Origin of the sequence: Agromyces protaetiae (assembly GCF_004135405.1) — a bacterium.
GTDB classification, from domain to species: domain Bacteria; phylum Actinomycetota; class Actinomycetes; order Actinomycetales; family Microbacteriaceae; genus Agromyces; species Agromyces protaetiae.
Map to the genome: position 1 here is coordinate 2621672 of NZ_CP035491.1, position 18973 is coordinate 2640644.

Genomic DNA, 18973 nt, shown 5'->3' on the forward strand with positions numbered 1-18973 from the left:
TAGGCAGGGAGGGCCGTGCGACTCGCCGGTGGCGCGCGTTTGACCGGCTCAGAAGCATCCGGTAAACTCGACCGTTGGTGCCGCCGCTTATCCCGGCGTGCACGCACAGTTTTCTGGCAGTGACGACCCTCCTTCCCGCTGGGGTCATCCGCGCAGTGACACCCCATCATCAGTCGGAGCACGGGCTCCCCAGAGATAGGTACGACAAGTGGTTTACGCAGTAGTGCGCTCCGGCGGTCGACAGGAGAAGGTCGAAGTCGGCACCATCGTGACGATGGACCGCATCAAGGCAGGCAAGGACGGCAAGGTCGAACTCACGCCGGTCCTCCTCGTCGACGGCGACAAGATCACGTCCGACGCGGCGTCGCTCGCCAAGGTCAAGGTCACGGCCGAGGTCCTCGGTGACCTCCGCGGTCCGAAGATCGTCATCCAGAAGTTCAAGAACAAGACCGGCTACAAGAAGCGTCAGGGCCACCGTCAGGAGCTCACGCGCGTCAAGGTCACCGGCATCAAGTAACGGCCAAGAGGAGAGACAGCCATGGCACACAAAAAGGGAGCGAGCTCTACTCGCAACGGTCGTGACTCGAACGCCCAGCGCCTCGGCGTGAAGCGCTTCGGCGGTCAGGTCGTCAAGGCCGGCGAGATCCTCGTCCGTCAGCGCGGCACGCACTTCCACCCCGGCGCAGGCGTCGGTCGTGGCGGCGACGACACGCTGTTCGCCCTCGAGGCGGGCGCGGTCGAGTTCGGCGCGAAGGGCGGCCGCAAGGTCGTCAACATCGTGGCGGTCGGCGAGTAATCCGATCGACGTTTCTCGTGAGGGCGGGCTTCGGCTCGCCCTCACGTGTTTCCATCTGACACAGTCGAGTCCGAGAGAGTGAGGGCGAACGCATGGTGAGCTTCGTCGACGAGGTGCGCCTCTTCGTCAAGGCGGGGCACGGCGGCAACGGCTGCGTGTCCGTCCGGCGCGAGAAGTTCAAGCCCCTCGCCGGTCCCGACGGCGGCAACGGCGGCGACGGCGGCGACATCGTGCTCGTGGCCGACCCCCAGGTGACGACTCTCCTCGCGTATCACGGCCGCCCGCACCGCACTTCCCCGAACGGCCAGCCCGGTCAGGGCGACAACCGTTCGGGCGCGATGGGCGAAGACGTCGAGCTTCCGGTGCCCGTCGGCACCGTCGTCAAAGACGAGAACGGCAACGAACTCGCCGATCTCACCGAGCCCGGCATGCGCTTCGTCGCGGCGCCCGGCGGCCAGGGCGGCCTCGGCAACGCCGCGCTCGCGACCACGAAGCGCAAGGCGCCGGGCTTCGCCCTGCTCGGCACGCTCGGGTACGAGGGCGAGGTCACACTCGAACTCAAGACCATCGCCGACGTCGCCTTCGTCGGCTTCCCGTCGGCGGGCAAGTCGAGCCTCATCGCGGCGATGTCGGCCGCGCGGCCGAAGATCGCCGACTACCCCTTCACGACCCTCCACCCGAACCTCGGCGTCGTGCAGGCGGGCGACCACCGGTTCACGGTGGCCGACGTCCCCGGCCTCATCGAGGGTGCGAGCGAGGGCAAGGGCCTCGGCCTCGAGTTCCTCCGCCACGTCGAGCGCTGCTCCGCCCTCCTCCACGTGCTCGACTGTGCCACGCTCGAGCCCGGTCGCGACCCGATCAGCGACCTCGACGTCATCCTCGCCGAGCTCGCCGCCTACCCGGTGCCCGAAGGGCAGACGCCGCTCATCGAGCGTCCGCAGCTCGTCGCGCTCAACAAGATCGACGTGCCCGAGGCGCGCGAGCTCGCCGACTTCGTGAAGCCCGAGCTCGAGTCCCGCGGCTACCGCGTGTTCGAGATCTCGACGGTGTCGCACGAGGGTCTTCGCCAGCTCGGCTTCGCCCTCGGCGAGACGGTCGACGAGGCGCGCCGCATCGCCGCCGCCGCCAACACCGACCCCGAGCGCATCGTCATGCGCCCGAAGGCCGTCGACGCGAAGCCGTTCGTCGTCCGCCCCGAGGGCGGTTCGTACGGCACCATCTACCGCATCCTCGGTCAGAAGCCTGAGCGTTGGGTGCAGCAGACCGACTTCGCCAACGACGAGGCCGTGGGCTACCTCGCCGACCGTCTCGCCCGACTCGGCGTCGAAGACGAACTCGTGCGCGCCGGGGCGGTGGCCGGTTCGACGGTCATCATCGGCCCGGGCAGCGGCATCGTCTTCGACTGGGAGCCCACCCTCACCTCGACGGCCGAGCTCATCACGGCTCCGCGCGGCTCCGACATCCGTCTCGACGACAACCGCCGCGCGACGCGCGAGGAGCGGCGCGCCGCCTACCACGACCGCATGGACGCGAAGGCGGAGGCGCGAGCCGAACTCGAGCGCGAGCGCGAGGCCGGCATCTGGAGCGACGACGAGGAGGACGTCGAACAGTGACCCCGCTGACCCCGGCCGACATCCCGATGGCGTCGCGCATCGTCGTCAAAGTCGGTTCGTCTTCGATCTCGGGTGCGAACGCCGGGCAGATCGGTCCGCTCGTCGACGCACTTGCGGCGGCGTACGCGCGCGGGGCCGAGGTCGTGCTCGTCTCATCGGGCGCCATCGCCACGGGCATGCCGTACCTCAAGCTCGAAGAACGCCCGACCGATCTCGCAACGCAGCAGGCCGCGGCTTCGGTCGGCCAGAACCTGCTCGTCTTCCGCTACCAGAACTCGCTCGACCGCTACGGGATCGTCGCCGGCCAGGTGCTCTTGACCGCGGGCGACCTCGAGAACCCGAGTCACCGCCAGAACGCGCAGCGCGCGATGGAGCGCCTGCTCGGCCTCCGCATCCTGCCGATCGTCAACGAGAACGACACCGTCGCGACACACGAGATCCGCTTCGGCGACAACGACCGGCTCGCGGCGCTCGTGTCCGAACTCGTCGGCGCCGAACTGCTCGTGCTGCTCTCCGACGTCGACGCGCTCTACACGAAGCCGCCGCACCTCCCGGGCGCCGAGCGCATCGCCGTCGTTCCGCAGGGCGACGCGCTCGAAGGCATCGAGATCGGCTCGACCGGCAGCGCCGGAGTCGGCACGGGCGGCGCTGAGACGAAGATCTCCGCAGCGCGCGTCGCCGCGGCATCCGGCACCGCTGTGCTCATCACCGCGACGTCCCTCGTCGCCGAGGCGCTCGCGGGCCGCGACGTCGGCACCTGGTTCGAGCCGGCCGAAGACCGTCACACTGCCGAAGGCTCGCTCGCAGCCTCCTAAGCTTGGGGCATGGCGCACCCCGAACTCGATCCCGACGTCCTCGACGCCCGTCTGGCCGCTGCCAAAGAGGCGTCGCGTCGCCTGGCGACTGCGACGACGGCCGAGAAGGATGCCGCGCTCGCGCATGTGTCCCGGCTCCTCCGGGAGCGCACCGACGAGATCGTCGCGGCGAACCTCCGCGATCTCGACGCCGGTCGCGCCTCCGGCCTCGCCGACGGGCTCCTCGATCGTCTGACGCTCGACGAGCGGCGTATCGCCGCCCTCGCCGACGCCGTGCTCGAAGTCGTCGCGCTCGACGACCCCGTCGGGCAGACGGTGTCGGGCCGAACCCTGCCGAGCGGGGTGCGGATCGACCAGCTCCGCGTGCCGCTCGGCGTCGTCGGCGCGATCTACGAGGCGCGCCCGAACGTCACCGTCGACATCGCCTCGCTTGCGCTCAAGAGCGGCAACGCGGTCGTCCTGCGCGGCGGCACGGCGGCCGAGCAGACCAACGACGTCCTTCGGGCCGTTCTGCGTGCCGCGTTCGAAGCCGCGGGACTTCCCGGCGACGCCGTGCAGACCGTCGATGACTACGGGCGGGCGGGCGCGCGACACCTCATGCAGGCGCGTGACTACGTCGACGTGCTCATCCCGCGGGGGAGCGCAGCACTCATCCGTGCGGTCGTCGACGAGGCGAAGGTACCCGTCATCGAGACCGGCGCGGGCGTCGTGCACATGTTCCTCGACGAGAGCGCCCGCGAAGACTGGGCGGTCGAACTCGTCCACAACGCCAAGGTGCAGCGCCCGAGCGTGTGCAACGCGCTCGAGACCTTGCTCGTGCACCGGGCCGCCGCCGAGCGGCTCCTGCCTGCCGTGCTCGACCGGCTCGAGGCATCCGGTGTCACGGTGCACGGCGACGAACGTGTTCGTGCCATCCGTCCCGACATCGCGCCCGTCACCGACGAAGACTTCGCGACCGAGCACATGAGCCTCGACCTCTCGGTCGGCATCGTCGACTCGCTCGACGACGCGCTTGCGCACATCCGCCGGTTCTCGACGAAGCACACCGAGTCGATCGTGACGAACGACCTCTCGAACGCGGAGCGGTTCCTCAACGAGGTCGACTCGGCTGCCGTCATGGTCAACGCGTCGACCCGGTTCACCGACGGCGGCGAGTTCGGATTCGGCGCCGAGGTCGGCATCTCCACGCAGAAGCTGCACGCGCGCGGTCCCATGGGGCTTCCCGAGCTCACGAGCACGAAGTGGATCGTGCGCGGCGCCGGTCACGTGCGCGCGTGATCTCGCTAGAATGTCCGAAGCGCACGCTGAGCCCGACGCGGCGCTGAACGAAAGGATCGGCTGAATGAGCCTGGTGACCAGTGTCCTCGCGGAATCGGTGAACGCACGCGAGCTGCCGATCGAGCCGTTCTTCTACGGCCTTATCGCCTTCGCGATCTTCGTCGCCCTCGGGTTCGTCACCCTTTCGTACCGCGACGTCGCCAACCGTCACCGCGCGAAGGCCGAGGCTTACGCGGCACGGCACGCGGGCGACGAGCACGGACACGGCGGGCACTGAACCGGTCGATCGCGCGATGCCGGGCGGAACGCGCCGACCGAGGATCGGCGTGATGGGCGGTACGTTCGACCCCATCCACCACGGCCACCTGGTCGCGGCGAGCGAGGTCGCGCAATCGTTCGACCTCGACGAGGTGATGTTCGTGCCGACCGGTCAGCCGTCGTACAAGCCCGGCGTGTCGCCGGCTGAGCACAGGTACCTCATGACGGTCATCGCGACCGCCTCGAACCCTCGCTTCACGGTGAGCCGCGTCGACATCGACCGCGACAAGCCGACCTACACGATCGATACGCTCACCGACATCCGCCGCGATCGCCCCGACGCAGAACTCTTCTTCATCACCGGCGCCGACGCCGTCGCGCAGATCCTCGAGTGGCGCGATGTCGCGCAGTTGTGGGACCTTGCGCACTTCGTTGCTGTGAGTCGCCCGGGACACGTGCTGAGCGTTTCAGGATTGCCTGAGCAGCACGTAAGCTTGCTGGAGGTTCCGGCACTGTCGATCTCGTCGACCGACTGCCGGAGCAGGGTGCGCCGGGGTTTCCCGGTGTGGTACCTGGTGCCAGATGGGGTCGTCCAGTACATCTCCAAGCACCACCTCTATCGGAGTGTCGAATGACGTCGTCGCAGGATCAGCCGCTGACGCGCCGCGAGTTGCGAGAACTCGAGCGAGTGCGCGAGCAGCAGGCCGCTGCGGCGACCCCTCCGACGGATGTCCCGCAGCCGCCGTATCTCGCGGCGCCCGCGCCGGGCGTGGTTCCCGCTCAGCCGGCACCCGTTCCACAGGCGGCGCCGTCGTACCCCCAACAGACTTCGCCGACGTTTGCGGCGCCCCAGCCGGTACCGCCGGCCGCACAGCCGGTTCCGAACTTCTCGTCGCCCGCGCCTGTCACGGCTGCGCCGCCCGCACCGGCGTTCGCTCCGCGTTCTGCCGGCCTCGCGACGCCTCAGGCGTCGCCGTTCGGCGGACCGATCGCCGCACCCGATTCGACCACTGTGCCCGCCGCCGATGCGGAGCCGCGCGCACCCATTCCCTCGGCGTTCGCCCCTCGCGAGACGCCCCAGGCGTGGTCGCAACCGGCGCAGCCGGCCGCACCGACCGCCCCGCCTTCGGTTGCCACCCAGCCGGTCGCACCGGTGCCGACCCCCACCACGCCCGCTGCCCCGGCGCCTTCGGCAGCACCCGCTGCGGGTGGCTCGCGCACGCCCGAACGCACGCTGACCCGTCGTGAACTCCGCGCGCTCATCGACCAGAGCGAGATCGACGAGCACGAAGACGACACCGACACCGCGTTCGACGACCTCTTCGGCGCTGCCACGACGACACCCGCGGGCGCTGAACCGGCGGCGGCTCCGCCCTCGCCGCCCGGGGGACCGCTGCCGATTCCCGGCACTCCGGTTCCGTCGGCAGCGCCCGGTCCGATTCGCCAGACCGCTCCGCCGCGACCGCCGGCAGCCGTGCGGCAGCCGGCCGAGGCATCCAATGCTTCCAAGCCCATCGGGCATTGGACCTCGCAGCTCGAACAGCCGGTGGATCGCTCCGAGCCGTTCGATCAGCTGCTCTCGCGCGGCGGGCACGGGGTGCCGACGACGACGAACGCGCTCATCCTGCCGTCGCTTCCGAACGACGGCGGACTCGGGCAGTCGATCTCCGGGGGCGCCGAGCTCATCGTCACGGGGTCGATCGAGTTGCCGCGGAGCTTCGGAGCCACAGGCCTCCACCCGAGCCACATCGACTCAAGCGATGTCGACCGGCTGTTCGAGCAGGTCGAAGACGTCGCGGGCACGGGTGTCGCACCCGTCGCCGCGACCAGCGCGATCAGCACGCAGAGTGCTGCGAAGGCGGTCATGGCACCGCCCAAGAAGGAGGGCTTGAACGCCCCCCTCATCCTTGCGATCACGGCGGGCGTACTCGCCCTCGGGTCGTCACCACTCTTGTCATCGGCGTGGTCGCAGGCCTGTTCTGATGCGGCTTCCGCACGCCTTCTCGACCGATTGGATCGCATGACCGCCTCTCAGCATGCCCTCGACCTGCTCGCCGTCGCCGCGCGCGCGGCCGACGCGAAGGGCGGCGAGGATCTGGTCGCGCTCGACGTCTCTGGCCCGATGCCCTTCGCCGACGTATTCCTGATCGTCACGGGCGCGACCGAGCGCAACGTGCTCGCGATCGCCGAAGAGATCGAGGACCGTCTGCTCGAGGCCGGGGTGAAGACCGTTCGCCGCGAGGGTCGCGAGCACGCGCGTTGGGTGCTTCTCGACCTCGGCTACCTCGTCGTGCACGTCTTCCACCGTGAAGACCGCATGTACTACGGACTCGAACGACTGTGGCTCGACTGCCCGGCGATCCCCGTCGCTCCGCTCCTCGCGGTCGACCGAGCCGAGCCCTCCGCATGAGGGTCGCTCGATTTCGTTTCGGGCGGATGGGCGTGTAATCTGAATCCGTTGCCGCGAGAGCGGTGAACGAAACAATCTGGGTCTGTGGCGCAGCTGGTAGCGCACCTGCATGGCATGCAGGGGGTCAGGGGTTCGAGTCCCCTCAGATCCACCATGTGATGAGTCGCGACATAGGTCTCACCTGAGTCGCGACATAGGTCACGTTTTGAGAGCCCCGGGCCATCGGCCTGGGGCTCTCATCGTGTTGCGCCAGTAGGCCTTGTTGGGGTCGATGGTGTTGGTCGCGATGATTTCGCCGGTGCGGAGTGCGATGACGGTGACGGTGTGTTCGTCGGCGATGAGGATGACGGGTGTGCCGCGGTGGTTCGCGCCGATTCCGAGGTGGTGCATGCGGGCGGCACGGCGGAAGCTGATCTTGCCGTTGCTGCCGACGTGGTCGTGGCGGACGCGGTAGTGGATGGTGTCGGGGCGGCTGCTGGCGGGCGCGGCTTTCGGTGAGGCTGCGTAGGCGATCGCGGGAGTCGTTTCTCGAGCGCGGTGCGGGCGGTGCTGGTTGTAGTGCTCCCGGAATTGATTGAGCTGATGTTGCAGCTCGGGGATCGTGGTCGCGCGGGGTCGGGCGGTCAGCCAGCGTTTGAGGGTCTGGTGGAAGCGTTCGATCTTCCCCTGAGTCTGCGGGCGGTTCGGGGCGCCGTTCTTCTGCACGATGTTCAGTACGGCCAGGACGTATTCGAACGCGTTGCGTCCTCCGCCATGTCGGGCGGTGTAGACGCGGCCGTTGTCGGTCAGCGTGGACGCCGGCGGGCCGTAGTCGTCGACGCAGGCGAGAAACGTGTCCACGACGTCCTGGCCGGTGACCGGGTGGTGGACGGTGCAGGACAGCAGCAGGCGGGAGTGGTCATCGAGCCAGTTCAGGATCTCGACATCGGTGCCGTCGGCAAGGCGCCAGTGGGTGAAGTCGGATTGCCAGGTCTCGTTGGGCTGGGATGCTTCGAACCGCACGTAGGAGGATCTCGGACGCTTCCTCGGCTCGGGAATGATCAGGCCGGCGGCGTGCAGGACCCGTCGGATCGTGGACGTCGACGGCGGTCGCAGCCCTTCCGTGCGCAGATACCAGGCGATCGTGACCGGCCCGGCATCGCTTCCGGCGTCGGTCAGAGCGCGGCGCAGTTCGACGATGCGGTCCCGCACCCGGTCTGTCGTCTTCTGCGGTGAGGTTCGAGGGGCTCGGGAACGAGACTCCAGGCCATCCAGTCCCTCCTCCCGGTAACGGGCGAGGAGCCGGTGCAGATGCCGCCGCGAGAGTCCGTACTGCTCCGCCGCCTCGGTGACGGTGAGTTGCTTCGCGACGATCTTCAACACGATCACCCGGTGCTTCGACATGCCGCCGACTGTGACCTATGACGCGACTCATGAGCGACACATCACCTGTGACCTATGTCGCGAACTCAGACACCCTCAGATCCACCAAAAATCCCCGGTCAGGCACCCTGACCGGGGATTCTCTCGTTGTGCGCTGCTTCGAGGTGTCGGCGCAGGCTCGCCTGCGGTCGCCTGACCGACCGGCGACTACCGGATGAACCGCACGTGATCGATGAGGTCGCCCGCCACCCGGTAGATCGCGACGACGTGCGACTCGCCGTCGCGGCCATCGCGGCCCGTCACCCGCTCCTCGTCGAGCACGTGGTCGCCGACGACGATCCGCGACACGATGCGGCAGTGCAGGTCGGGCGAGGCAGCGAACATGCGACCGTACGACTCGTGCATCGCCGCTCGCCCCCGCATGAGGAGGGTGCCTTCTGCGTCTTCGACGATGCAGTCGTCGGCGAAGCATGCGGCGAAGGCGTCGATGTCGCGGGCGTTGTACGCCTGGAGTTGTGCGGTGACGCGCTCGGGGACATCCATGTGACGAGCCTTTCACGCCGTCCCGGAGATCCGCTGAGGAGGCCGGCAGCGCGCGGTCGGCCTCAGCCGGCGTTCACGACGATCGCGAAGACCACTGCGCCGAGCGCGACGAGGATTCCGAACGCGCCGAAGCCGAGCCCGATCCACGCCGAGGGGCTGTTTGCGAACGGAAGGCGCCGGACGCGCCGGCCGGCAGGTGCGACGCGTGGTCCGGCGCCGGACGACATGCCCCCGATCTCTGGCGCTCCGAACTGCAGTGCAGGGGTCTGCGTACGCTCATCCAGATACATGTCGGTGCGATCCCAGGCCTTGGCGCCGACGGTCTCGAGGATCCGTCCGAACCGCTCCCACGTCGCTGCGCTCGTGAAGTCGAAGCCGCCGGGTCTGGTGATGATGAGGCGGTCGTCGCGGATCTCGACGTCGAGGTCGCCGGTCTCGTCGATGAGGAGCGCCATGAGGTCGGGCGTGAAGACATAGAGGGCGTCGCGTTCGTACCCGGTCGGCACATAGAGGCGGAAGTGCGAGTCGAAATCGCCCTCGAGCGAGAGACGCTGCGACGCGAGGGGGATCGTCTGCAGGCTCGAGAAGGGGCCGTGATCGTTGCCTCGGGCGTCGAGCACCATGTTCGGCAGTCGTCGCGGAAGGGTCAGGGCGAAGTAGTCGATCGGGATCGTCGGGCCCCCGCCGGACACCGAGGTCGTGTAGGTCAGCCCGCCGCGGCGTTCGACGCGCGACGCGCCGTCCCGGCTCGGGACGATACGCCCGGCCTCCCAGCCGAGCCCGCTCACCCGGTCCCGGACTGCGCCGCTCGACGCGCGCTCCCAGAGGCTCGAGCCGAGCGCGGGGACGGCCGCCGTCGGCGCGTACTCCCAACCGTTCGCGTGTGCGAATGCCGGCAGGCCGCCGGAGGCGGCCAGATGTTCGGTGCCGTGGAGCATGCAGGGTGTCCGTTCGGGTCGATCGTGCTACAGAGCAGCATTCCATCACATGCGGGGTCAGCGCCGCGCCGCGCACCTCCTTGACCGTCCGGGTGGGGCAGAACACAATTGGGATCGTCCGTGCGAACGGGGAAGCGGGGAGCTCATGTCAGACGCGAACGTCCGACCGACCACGACGAGTGAGACGGCTACGGCCGCCTACGAGACGACGGTTCCGGGGGTTCCGGCGCCCGATCCGGTGTTCGCCCAGCCCGACGAGTCGGCGTCGCAGTCGGACCCATCGGCGGCACCCGCCGAGCGTCGCGCGTGGAGTCGCGACCTGCGGTTCATGCTCGTCGTACTCGCGGCGATCGTCGCGCTCTTCCTCGCGTTCGCCCTGCTCATCGCGTTCAGCCCCACGGGCGCCGCGATCAGCGCGCTCGCGGTCATCGCGGCTCCCATCGCGACGATGGTCGCCGCGTACTACGGCATCAGCCTCGCGCTCCGTCAGGTGAGCGACGCCAAGAAGGCGGCGGATGCCGCGGAGGAACGTGCTCGCAACGCCGAGGCATCGGCACGCGAATCCGACGCGTGGGCGGCGCAGATGGAGTCGGGACTGCGGGTCGCGGTCGCGAAGCTCAAGGCCGCGCGCGAAGACACGCGCGACGTCGAGCGCGCAGCGGGCACGCCCGTCGACTTCTTCTGAGTCGCGACGCACCGCTCGAAGACCGAAGCTGCGGCGCTGACCCCCGGGACATCCGGGTCGGCGCCGCAGCCGTTTCGTCAGGGTTCGCCGCTCACAGTTCGGCGAGCACCGATACCGGGCGTTCGATGCACGAGGCGACGAACGTGAGGAACGCCGCAGCGTCGGCGCCGTCGCACACCCGGTGGTCGAACGAGAGCGTGAGTTCGGTGACGGTGCGTACGGCGAGCGCGCCGTCGACGACCCAGGCCCGTTCGACGAAGCGCCCGATGCCGAGCATCGCCGCCTCGGGGTGGTTGATGATCGCCGCCGATCCGTCGACGCCGAGCGCCCCGTAATTGTTGAGCGTGAACGTGCCGCCCGTGAGCGCCGCGGGCGGAAACGCACCGGCCTTCGCTTGCGCCGCGCGTTCGGCGAGGGCGTCGCGCAGCGCGCGAAGGCTCATCGCCTCCGCGCCGTGGACGACGGGGACCATGAGCCCGCGCGCGGTCTGCGTCGCGGCGCCGAGATTGATCGCGCCGTGGAGCACGAGTTCCGACCGTTCGGCGTCGAAGCTCGCGTTCAGCGACGGATGCCTCCGGAGCCCCGCCACCACGAACCGCGCGACGAGCGCAGTGATGCCGAAGCGTTCGCCCGTGGCGCGCTCGAGCTCGCGGCGCGCCTCGACGAGGCCTGTGGCGTCTGCGTCGACCCAGACGGTCGCTTCGGGGATCTCACGGCGCGAGCGGGAGAACTGGGCGGCAGCGGCCCGGGCGGTGCGGTCGAGCGGCACACGGCGGTCGCCCGGGGGAGCGACGGATGCTTCGGCGATGACATCTGCGGCAGGCGCTGCCGGCAAGGTCGACGCTCCGGATGGCTCTCCCTCGACGCGATCGCCAGCTCGACGTCGCGTCGCACGACGAGATGATCAGGACCGCTTCCGAGCAGCCCGCTCGCGTCGAACCCGTGCTCGCGCGCCATCCGGCGAACGATGGGGGAGACGACAGGCGAGTGCCGTGACGGGTCGATGAGGAGGCCTCCCGTCGCGATGCTCGCGACGTCGGGGCCTGGTGCCGGCGTGCCGGCGTTCTCGCCCCGCGGTCTCCCGAACCGACCGGCCGCGACCGGCCTCCGGGCACCCGCCCGCTCGCGCGTGCCGTAACCGATCAGGACAGCGCCCGAGGCATCCGATGCCGCCTCGACCGGGACCGCGACGCCGGGCTCGGCCGCAACCGGTGCGAGCGAGGCAGCGGGTGCGGGCGGGACATCCGCTGTCTCGAAGGTCAGGAGCACGTCACCCGCATGGAGGACCTGACCGACCTCGCCACCGAGCGCGCCGACGACGCCCGCGAACGGCGATGGAAGCTGCACGACCGACTTGGCCGATTCGAGTTCGACGACGACCTGGTCGATCGCGACGGCATCGCCCGGGGCGACGAGCCAGCCGACGATCTCGGCTTCGGTGAGCCCTTCGCCGAGGTCGGGGAGGAGGAAGTCGCGGCTCATGCGTGGTCCCACTCCCAGGTCGCGAGCGCGGCCAGCACCCGGTCGGCGGTCGGCAGGTGGTGTTCTTCGAGCTTGGGCGACGGATACGGGATGTCGAAACCCGTGACGCGCAGCACGGGGGCCGCGAGATGGAAGAAGTTCCGTTCGGTGACGCGGGCCGCGACTTCGGCGCCGTATCCGCCGAACTGGGCGGCTTCGTGGATGACGGCTGCGCGCGACGTCTTCCGCACCGACGCCGACACCGTCTCGTCGTCGAAGGGGGAGAGGCTCCGCAGGTCGATCACCTCGACCGAGAGCCCTTCTGCCGAACCGGCCTCGGCGGCCTCGAGTGCGGTGCGGACCGTCGGACCGTAGGCCAGCAGCGTGACATCCGTGCCCTCGCGCACGACCTGTGCGCGATTCATGGGAGCCGTCTGGACTGGGAGCGCGAGGGGCGTCTTCGCCCAGTACCGGCTCTTCGGCTCCATGAACACGACGGGGTCGTCGCTCTCGATCGCCTCGCGCAGCATCGAATAGGCGTCAGCCGGGTTTGACGGCATGACGACCGTGAGGCCGGGTGTCGCGGCCCAATACGCCTCGGAGGAGTCGGAGTGGTGCTCGACGCCGCCGATGTCGCCCGCGCACGGGATGCGGATGACCATCGGAAGGCTCACTCGACCCTTCGTGCGGTTCCGCATCTTCGCGACGTGCGACACGATCTGCTCGAACGCCGGGTAGCTGAAGGCGTCGAACTGCATCTCGACGACCGGGCGCATGCCGTACATCGCCATGCCGATCGCCGTGCCGACGATGCCCGACTCGGCGAGCGGGGAGTCCCACACGCGCTCGTCGCCGAACTGCGCCTGCAGGCCGTCGGTCACGCGGAACACGCCACCGAGGGGGCCGACATCTTCGCCGTACACGACGACGCGGTCGTCGGCGGCCATCGCCTCGCGGAGGGCGGCGCCGAGCGCTCCCGCCATGGTGAGGGGCGCGGCGGATGTCTCGGGGCCGGCGCCTGCGGCCACGGTCGTGCCGATCGCGGCGGCGGTCATCGAGCGGCTCCAGCGCGCGTGGCGGTGTCGGCGCCCGAACCGACGCGGCTGGATTCACTCAGTTGAGTGTGTGCAACGAGTTCGGCCGCGAGCGCCGCGCGCTGCTCGGCGAGTGCCGCCCGAGGCGTCGCGTAGACGTGGTCGAAGAGCTCGAGCGGGTCGATGTCGGGCTCGACCGACATCGCGTCGCGCGTGTCTGCGGCGAGCTCCTCAGCGGCATCCACGATCTCCGCGCGGATCATCTCGGTGAGCGCGCCCTCGGAGACGAGGTACTTCTCGAGCCGCTCGATGGGGTCGCGCCGCTTCCAGTGCTCGACCTCGCTCGACGGGCGGTAGCGCGTCGGGTCGTCGGAGTTCGTGTGCGACTCGATGCGGTAGGTGAGCGCCGAGATGAGCGTCGGACCGCCGCCCGAACGCGCGCGGTCGACGGCGGACTTCGTCACGGCGTACATCGCGGCGACATCGTTGCCGTCGACGTGGAAGCCCGGCATGCCGTAGCCCACGGCCTTGTCGGCGAAGGTCGCCGCGCGTGTCTGCTTCGCGACGGGCGTCGAGATCGCGAACTGGTTGTTCTGCACGACGAACACCGTCGGCGTCTGCCAGACGGCAGCGAAGTTGAACGCCTCGTGCGCGTCGCCCTCGCTCGTCGCGCCGTCGCCGAGGAAGGCGAGCGACACGATCCGGTCACGGCGGAGCCGCGCCGCGTGAGCGAGTCCCACGGCGTGGAGCGCCTGGGTCGCGAGGGGAGTGGCCTGGATCGACGTGCGGTGCGCGTGCTGGTCGTAGCCGTTGTGCCAGTCGCCGCGGAACGACGCGAGGATGTCCGCGGCGGGAATGCCGCGCGTGAGGAGCGCGATCGAGTCGCGATACGTCGGGAACAGCCAGTCCACCGCCTCGAGCGCCGACACGGCGCCGATCTCGCTCGCCTCCTGCCCGTATGCAGACGGGTAGGTCGCAAGCCGGCCCTGCTTCGTGAGCGCCGTCACCTGCACGTCGAACCGGCGCGCGATGACCATGCGCCGGTAGAGCTCGAGGAGCGTGGCGAGGTCGGGAAGCGCGAACCCCGCGGCATCCCGAATCGATGCCGCGTGTCCGGCATTGTCGAGGAGGCGCAGGGGCTTGTCGGCGGGAAGGGTCCGGGTCGCATGATGCTCGACGTTGAGTGTCATGAGGCCATCGTGCGACACCCTGCCACGGTGCCGGGAGAGGCGCCGCAGAAGCATGAACGAACGGCGCGACCCGGTCGGAATGCGCGCCGCGCGTCCGGTGGGAAAGCGGTCAGATGCGCCAGATGTCCAGCGACTGCGCGGGCGGCCGGCCGGGCAGTTCGGCGAGGATCAGGTGCGAACGCGTCGACACGACGCCCGGGAGATCGTGGATGTCTCGCAGGATCGCCTGGCTCAACTGCTCGTGATCGGGCGCGCTCACCGTGAGGATGAGGTCGATGTCGCCCGACACCGCCTGCACCTTCTCGACGAATGGCAGTGCCGCGAGGCGTTTCGCGATCTCCTCCCAGGGCACATCGCCGACGCGTACGACGACGAGCGCCGAGATCGACAGGCCGATCGACTTGCGGTCGATCTGCGCACCGAACCCCGTGATGACGCCGCGTTGCTGCAGGTGCTGCAGGCGGTTGTGGGCGGCCGTGCGCGAGATGTGCACGCGCTCGGCGAGCGTGCGCACCGAGAGACGACCGTCGCGGCTCAATTCAGCGACGATCCGCCGGTCGATCGGATCGAGCGGCTCTGGTCTCTGCTGCGGTTCGGTCATCGGCGTCGGCTCCCGCTCTCAGCGTAGCGGCTGCGGTCCTCCACGCGGAGGAGTGCTCTGCGAAGGGGGATGCGTCGCACCGACTCGGGGGTCATCGCCCGCGCGGCACGGAGGGCCGAGAACCATCCGTCGGCGGCCCGTTCGACGCGCGGCGTGAACCGGAAGCCGTACGCCGACCGGACCGGCTCGGGGAGGAGCGCGGCTGTGACGATGCGGAGCGGCGGCAGCGCGAGGTACGACATCTTCGGCAGGTTCGGCGAGACGAGGAGGGCGTGGGCGACGGCGCGCGCCTCGTCGCCGACGTCGAGTCGGGTCATCCGCTCGCTCCACCACCCGTCGAACTCGCGCCGGGTCTCGGGCCAACCGGCGCGCGCGGACTGGAGGTTGCCCGCGATGGGGCCGTACCCCCGCACGATGATGTCGGCGTCGCGCTCGTCGAGCGGGCCCGCGACGCGTTCCTGCAGGTCGAGCGCGACGGCGAGGAGCGTCGAGGCGACGAAGCGCTGCGCGTCGTGATCGAACGCGCTGTACGCAGGGCCGGATGCCTCAGCAGCACCCCGCACCGGACGATGACTCGCATTGACCTCGGCAGCCGCCGCACGGCGCAGGCGCTCGTCGCCGAACCCGATCGCGTACACGTAGTCGAGCGTGCCGCGCAGGCGCTTCATCGGGTCGTCGCGGAACGCGCTGTGCCGCGCCACCCCGCGCGCGACGCGCGGATCGGCGAGCTGGAGGAGGATCGCGGCGGCACCGCCGACGAGGAGGGTCGCATCGCCCGCATGTCGGCGGAACACCTCGGTCTCTTCGGCGTCCATCAGTACCAGTTATAGGCCTCCGAGTGCGCCCACGCACCGCACGGCGACCCGTAGCGCCCCGAGATGTAGGAGAGTCCCCACTCGATCTGCGTCGCGGCGTTGGTACGCCAGTCGGCGCCGGCAGCGGCCATCTTGCTTCCGGGGAGCGACTGGGGGATGCCATACGCGCCGCTCGAGCGGTTGTAGGCGTCGGCACGCCAGCTCGACTCGCGCGTCCACAGGAGGTCGAGGCAACGGAATTGATCGCCGCCCCACCCGTACCGGCCGATCGCCGAGCGTGCATACGCTTTCGCGCCCGCCGGGTCGACGACGACGCCGGGCGGCGGGGGAGCCGTCGACAAACCGCCGCCCCCTGCGGCCTCGGCTTCGCTCGCCGCGGCTTCGCGCGCTTCGGCCTCGCGCCGGGCCTGCTCGCCGATCTGGAACCGGCGTTCGAGATCGACACTGCGGTCGCGGAGGCTCGCGAGCTGCGCGTACAGCGTGTCGAGGGTCGCGCGTTGTGCGGCGAGCGCGGCCTCGGCGGCTTCGTGGGCGGCTTGGGCCGCAGCCGAGGCATCCGCTGCTTCCTGTGCAAGTCGGCCGCGCTCGGAGGCCGCGATCCGCGCCTGATCGCGGGTCGCGGCGGCGGCGGCGCGCTGGGTCGCCGCACGCTCGGCGAGTCCTCCGAAGAGGTCGGCGACGCGCGAGGCGCGGGCGAGATCGGCGAGCACGCGGTCTGGGCCCGCACCGCCGGTGCCCGGCACGGCGGCAGCGACGATGCGGAGCACGGAATCGGCGCCGCCGGTCCTCGCGAGGAGGGAAGCCGCTCGCCCGAACTGCGCCGAAGACTCGGTCGCCGCGTTCTCGGCGTTCGTCGCCGCGGTCTCGAGAGCCGCCGTACGCTGCGCTTGCGCGACGCGTCTCGCCTCCGCGTCGGCAGCCCGTGCGGCCGCGGCGACGGCGGCGTCGCCGAGCCGTCCGGCCTCGACCTCGAGGTCGGAGATGTACGCCGTGAGCCGGTTCGCCTCGGCTTCGCGGGTCGAGACGTCCGCTTTCGCAGCCTCGACTTCGGCCCAGGACGGGTAGTCCTCGGCGTAGGCGGGTCCGGGGCAGAGCAGGGCCGCGCCGAGCGCAATCACGACCGCAATTGCGGATGCGACCAGCCTCGAGGGGAGCGCGCGACGCGCGCGCGGCCGAGGCATCCGCCGTCGTTCGACCATCGCGGAACCCCCTCCCGAGCGCGGCGAGTCTACCTACGCCGCGCTCGGCGGTCGGGCGGACACGCAGCGTAGACTCGACACCCGTGCGTGCGAAGCGGATCCTCGCCGTCGCGGTCGCCGCGGCGGCCTTCGGAATGGTCGGATGCTCCGCCGGCTCGCCGCTCGTCACTTCGACGCCGACCGTGACGGCCCCGGCCAGTCCGACGCCGACCCCGACCGTCGATCCGCTCACCGCCTGGGTCGACGAACGCCTCGCGACCATGACCCTCGAGCAGAAGGCCGCCTCGCTGCTGCTCGTCCACGCGCCAGGCACCGATCCGCCTCCGCTCCGCGCGTACGCCGAGCAGGGTGTCGCAGGGCTCATCCTCATGGGCGACAACATCCCCGGCGACCCGGCCGCGCTCCGTGCGCTCACCGACGCCGTCCAGATCGACCCCGAGGCGCGCACGCTCCTCGCGATCGACGAAGAGGGCGGCGACGTCCAGCGCTTGCCCTGGGACGACGCGCTCACCGCACCCGACCTTCGCAACCTTCCGCCGGGCGACACGCAGGCGGCCTTCGCGCACCGGGGCGATCTGCTCTCGCAAGCTGGGGCCGACATCAACTTCGGCCTCGTCGCCGATGTCGCCGCCGACCCTGACTCGTTCATCTTCTGGCGCGTGCTGGGCACTGATCCCGGCGGCGCCGCCGAACGCGTCGCGCAAGCCGTCGCCGGCGAGCGTGGCCGGGTCGCGTCGACGCTCAAGCACTTCCCGGGCCACGGTGCCGCGCCGGGCGACTCGCACACCTCGCTGCCGACCACGACGATGAGTCTCGACGAATGGCGGGCGACGACGGCGCCGCCGTTCGCGGCGGGCATCGATGCGGGCGCCGAACTCGTGATGACCGGGCATCTCGTGTACCCCGCGGTCGACCCGCAGCCCGCGTCGCTCTCGCCCGAGTGGCATCGGATCCTCCGGGAAGAGCTCGGCTTCGAGGGCGTGGTCGTCTCCGACGACATGCTCATGCTCCAGCACAACGGCATCCCCGAGTTCGCCGACCCCGCCGAGAACGCCGTGCGCGCCGTCGCGGCGGGCACCGACCTGCTCGTCTTCGTGCTGCCCGCGGATCCCGCCGACGTGGGGTTCTCGGTCGCGGGAGTCTCGACGGCGATCGCCGACGCGGTGCGGTCGGGCCGCATCTCCGAGGAGCAACTCGACGCCTCCGCAGGGCGCGTGCTCGAACTCCGCCGCAAGGGGATTCTCAGCTGGCGGGAATACCGTGGAGGCATCCATGCGTTTGCATCATCGCGGCCGTCCGGTCGCACCCGCTTCCCCCGCCCCGGCGGAGAACCACAGGAGAACCTCCCTATGACGACGACTGCCTCGACCATCGAGATCCCCGGCTACCGTGCAGGCACTTGGACCATCGACCCGACGCACAGCGAGGTCGGCTTCAGCATCCGCCACCTCATGATCAGCAAGGTCAAGGGCAAGTTCGAGCGCTTCACCGCGACGTTCACGACCGCCGAGAACCCCCTCGAGTCGTCGGTCACCGCCTCGGCCGAGGTCGCGTCGATCAACACCAACGAGCCCAACCGCGACGGCCACCTCCGCACGGGCGACTTCTTCGAGGCCGAAACCTACCCGACGATCGACTTCGTGTCGACGGGCGTCCGCGTCGAGGGCGGCGACTTCAAGGTCGACGGCGATCTCACGATCCGGGGCATCACCAAGCAGGTCACGTTCGACTTCGACTTCGGCGGCTTCGGCGGCGACCCCTACGGCAACTACAAGGCCGGCGCGACCGCGAAGACCGTCATCAACCGCGAAGACTTCGGCCTCACCTACAACGCAGCCCTCGAGACCGGCGGCGTGCTCCTCGGCGAGCAGGTCACCATCACGCTCGAGCTGCAGGCTGCGCTCCAGGCGTAAGCATCACATCTTCGGATGCCTCGAAGGGGCGGTCGCGCAAGCGACCGCCCCTTCTGCATGCC

19 protein-coding genes, 1 tRNA gene and 2 pseudogenes are annotated in these 18973 nt (G+C 70.1%); 12 read left to right on the forward strand and 10 right to left on the reverse strand.

Features of this window, described 5'->3' with window-relative positions; all coding sequences use genetic code 11:
* The first annotated feature begins 208 nt into the window (after positions 1-208).
* The 9 genes from rplU (at position 209) to ET445_RS12195 (ending at position 7324) form a co-directional block, all read left to right on the forward strand.
* Complete coding sequence (rplU, locus tag ET445_RS12155; RefSeq protein ID WP_129191531.1) at positions 209-517, forward strand: 50S ribosomal protein L21; 309 nt, start codon at positions 209-211, stop codon at positions 515-517.
* Positions 518-538: 21 nt separating this feature from the next.
* Positions 539-796 carry a 50S ribosomal protein L27 gene (gene rpmA / locus ET445_RS12160; RefSeq protein WP_129191532.1) on the forward strand — a complete coding sequence of 86 codons (258 nt, stop codon included), beginning with the start codon at positions 539-541 and terminating at the stop codon, positions 794-796.
* Between the two features lie 92 nt (positions 797-888).
* The gene (gene obgE, locus ET445_RS12165) at positions 889-2409 is read left to right on the forward strand and encodes a GTPase ObgE (protein WP_129191533.1); all 1521 of its coding nucleotides are present in this window, start codon (positions 889-891) and stop codon (positions 2407-2409) included.
* A 26-nt stretch (positions 2410-2435) separates the two neighbouring features.
* Entirely contained in the window at positions 2436-3224 is a 789-nt protein-coding gene (gene proB, locus ET445_RS12170; protein WP_129192541.1) for a glutamate 5-kinase, read from the forward strand.
* Between the two features lie 9 nt (positions 3225-3233).
* A complete protein-coding gene (locus tag ET445_RS12175) occupies positions 3234-4502 on the forward strand; it encodes a glutamate-5-semialdehyde dehydrogenase (RefSeq protein ID WP_129191534.1) in 1269 nt (422 codons plus the stop codon).
* A gap of 64 nt (positions 4503-4566) precedes the next feature.
* Positions 4567-4779, forward strand: a complete 213-nt coding sequence (locus tag ET445_RS12180) for a hypothetical protein (RefSeq protein WP_129191535.1) — start codon at positions 4567-4569, stop codon at positions 4777-4779.
* A gap of 16 nt (positions 4780-4795) precedes the next feature.
* Complete coding sequence (nadD, locus tag ET445_RS12185) at positions 4796-5395, forward strand: nicotinate-nucleotide adenylyltransferase (RefSeq protein ID WP_129191536.1); 600 nt, start codon at positions 4796-4798, stop codon at positions 5393-5395.
* Positions 5396-6780: 1385 nt separating this feature from the next.
* Positions 6781-7170, forward strand: a complete 390-nt coding sequence (gene rsfS, locus ET445_RS12190) for a ribosome silencing factor (protein WP_129192542.1) — start codon at positions 6781-6783, stop codon at positions 7168-7170.
* A gap of 78 nt (positions 7171-7248) precedes the next feature.
* Positions 7249-7324, forward strand: a tRNA-Ala gene (locus tag ET445_RS12195).
* 44 nt (positions 7325-7368) lie between these two features.
* Here the strand turns inward: ET445_RS12195 and ET445_RS12200 are convergent.
* The 3 genes from ET445_RS12200 to ET445_RS12210 form a co-directional block, all read right to left on the reverse strand.
* Positions 7369-8553 (reverse strand): IS481 family transposase, encoded by a 1185-nt coding sequence (locus ET445_RS12200; protein WP_129188301.1) that lies wholly within the window; start codon positions 8551-8553, stop codon positions 7369-7371.
* 186 nt (positions 8554-8739) lie between these two features.
* Complete coding sequence (locus ET445_RS12205) at positions 8740-9075, reverse strand: nuclear transport factor 2 family protein (RefSeq protein ID WP_129191537.1); 336 nt, start codon at positions 9073-9075, stop codon at positions 8740-8742.
* A 62-nt stretch (positions 9076-9137) separates the two neighbouring features.
* Positions 9138-10013 carry a hypothetical protein gene (locus ET445_RS12210; RefSeq protein ID WP_129191538.1) on the reverse strand — a complete coding sequence of 292 codons (876 nt, stop codon included), beginning with the start codon at positions 10011-10013 and terminating at the stop codon, positions 9138-9140.
* Positions 10014-10158: 145 nt separating this feature from the next.
* Here ET445_RS12210 and ET445_RS12215 point away from each other — a divergent pair, with 145 nt between their 5' ends.
* Positions 10159-10698 carry a hypothetical protein gene (locus ET445_RS12215; protein WP_129191539.1) on the forward strand — a complete coding sequence of 180 codons (540 nt, stop codon included), beginning with the start codon at positions 10159-10161 and terminating at the stop codon, positions 10696-10698.
* Between the two features lie 91 nt (positions 10699-10789).
* On the opposite strand, the gene ET445_RS18475 is transcribed toward ET445_RS12215, so the two are convergent.
* The 7 genes and pseudogenes from ET445_RS18475 to ET445_RS12245 form a co-directional block, all read right to left on the reverse strand.
* Complete coding sequence (locus ET445_RS18475; RefSeq protein ID WP_341769704.1) at positions 10790-11467, reverse strand: dihydrolipoamide acetyltransferase family protein; 678 nt, start codon at positions 11465-11467, stop codon at positions 10790-10792.
* A gap of 155 nt (positions 11468-11622) precedes the next feature.
* A pseudogene (locus tag ET445_RS18675) lies at positions 11623-12180 on the reverse strand (biotin/lipoyl-containing protein); the annotation flags it as partial.
* The gene (locus tag ET445_RS12225; RefSeq protein ID WP_129191540.1) at positions 12177-13214 is read right to left on the reverse strand and encodes an alpha-ketoacid dehydrogenase subunit beta; all 1038 of its coding nucleotides are present in this window, start codon (positions 13212-13214) and stop codon (positions 12177-12179) included. The gene ET445_RS12225 and the pseudogene ET445_RS18675, both read right to left, overlap by 4 nt.
* Positions 13211-14383, reverse strand: coding sequence for a pyruvate dehydrogenase (acetyl-transferring) E1 component subunit alpha (pdhA, locus tag ET445_RS12230; protein ID WP_129191541.1), 1173 nt, complete (start codon positions 14381-14383; stop codon positions 13211-13213). Before pdhA ends, ET445_RS12225 begins: the two co-directional genes overlap by 4 nt.
* Positions 14384-14492: 109 nt before the next feature.
* Positions 14493-14984, reverse strand: coding sequence for an Lrp/AsnC family transcriptional regulator (locus ET445_RS12235; protein WP_129191542.1), 492 nt, complete (start codon positions 14982-14984; stop codon positions 14493-14495).
* A complete protein-coding gene (locus ET445_RS12240; protein ID WP_129191543.1) occupies positions 14981-15799 on the reverse strand; it encodes an oxygenase MpaB family protein in 819 nt (272 codons plus the stop codon). The genes ET445_RS12235 and ET445_RS12240 overlap by 4 nt, the downstream gene beginning before the upstream one ends.
* A complete protein-coding gene (locus ET445_RS12245) occupies positions 15799-16917 on the reverse strand; it encodes an aggregation-promoting factor C-terminal-like domain-containing protein (RefSeq protein ID WP_129191544.1) in 1119 nt (372 codons plus the stop codon). The genes ET445_RS12240 and ET445_RS12245 overlap by 1 nt, the downstream gene beginning before the upstream one ends.
* A 449-nt stretch (positions 16918-17366) precedes the next feature.
* Between ET445_RS12245 and ET445_RS12250 the strand changes: the two are divergent.
* Together ET445_RS12250 and ET445_RS12255 are read left to right on the forward strand one after the other, a co-directional pair.
* A pseudogene (locus ET445_RS12250) lies at positions 17367-18164 on the forward strand (glycoside hydrolase family 3 N-terminal domain-containing protein); the annotation flags it as partial.
* 183 nt (positions 18165-18347) lie between these two features.
* Positions 18348-18911, forward strand: coding sequence for a YceI family protein (locus tag ET445_RS12255; RefSeq protein ID WP_129192543.1), 564 nt, complete (start codon positions 18348-18350; stop codon positions 18909-18911).
* Positions 18912-18973: the final 62 nt, after the last annotated feature.

Bases quoted from the DNA above. Each gene is read 5' to 3' on its own strand.
- rpmA (WP_129191532.1), top strand. From the start codon at position 539: ATGGCACACAAAAAGGGAGCGAGCTCTACTCGCAACGGTCGTGACTCG.
- obgE (WP_129191533.1), top strand. From the start codon at position 889: ATGGTGAGCTTCGTCGACGAGGTGCGCCTCTTCGTCAAGGCGGGGCAC.
- proB (WP_129192541.1), top strand. From the start codon at position 2,436: ATGGCGTCGCGCATCGTCGTCAAAGTCGGTTCGTCTTCGATCTCGGGT.
- ET445_RS12175 (WP_129191534.1), top strand. From the start codon at position 3,234: ATGGCGCACCCCGAACTCGATCCCGACGTCCTCGACGCCCGTCTGGCC.
- ET445_RS12180 (WP_129191535.1), top strand. From the start codon at position 4,567: ATGAGCCTGGTGACCAGTGTCCTCGCGGAATCGGTGAACGCACGCGAG.
- nadD (WP_129191536.1), top strand. From the start codon at position 4,796: ATGCCGGGCGGAACGCGCCGACCGAGGATCGGCGTGATGGGCGGTACG.
- rsfS (WP_129192542.1), top strand. From the start codon at position 6,781: ATGACCGCCTCTCAGCATGCCCTCGACCTGCTCGCCGTCGCCGCGCGC.
- ET445_RS12200 (WP_129188301.1), bottom strand. From the start codon at position 8,553: ATGTCGAAGCACCGGGTGATCGTGTTGAAGATCGTCGCGAAGCAACTC.
- ET445_RS12205 (WP_129191537.1), bottom strand. From the start codon at position 9,075: ATGGATGTCCCCGAGCGCGTCACCGCACAACTCCAGGCGTACAACGCC.
- ET445_RS12210 (WP_129191538.1), bottom strand. From the start codon at position 10,013: ATGCTCCACGGCACCGAACATCTGGCCGCCTCCGGCGGCCTGCCGGCA.
- ET445_RS12215 (WP_129191539.1), top strand. From the start codon at position 10,159: ATGTCAGACGCGAACGTCCGACCGACCACGACGAGTGAGACGGCTACG.
- ET445_RS12225 (WP_129191540.1), bottom strand. From the start codon at position 13,214: ATGACCGCCGCCGCGATCGGCACGACCGTGGCCGCAGGCGCCGGCCCC.
- pdhA (WP_129191541.1), bottom strand. From the start codon at position 14,383: ATGACACTCAACGTCGAGCATCATGCGACCCGGACCCTTCCCGCCGAC.
- ET445_RS12235 (WP_129191542.1), bottom strand. From the start codon at position 14,984: ATGACCGAACCGCAGCAGAGACCAGAGCCGCTCGATCCGATCGACCGG.
- ET445_RS12240 (WP_129191543.1), bottom strand. From the start codon at position 15,799: ATGGACGCCGAAGAGACCGAGGTGTTCCGCCGACATGCGGGCGATGCG.
- ET445_RS12255 (WP_129192543.1), top strand. From the start codon at position 18,348: ATGACGACGACTGCCTCGACCATCGAGATCCCCGGCTACCGTGCAGGC.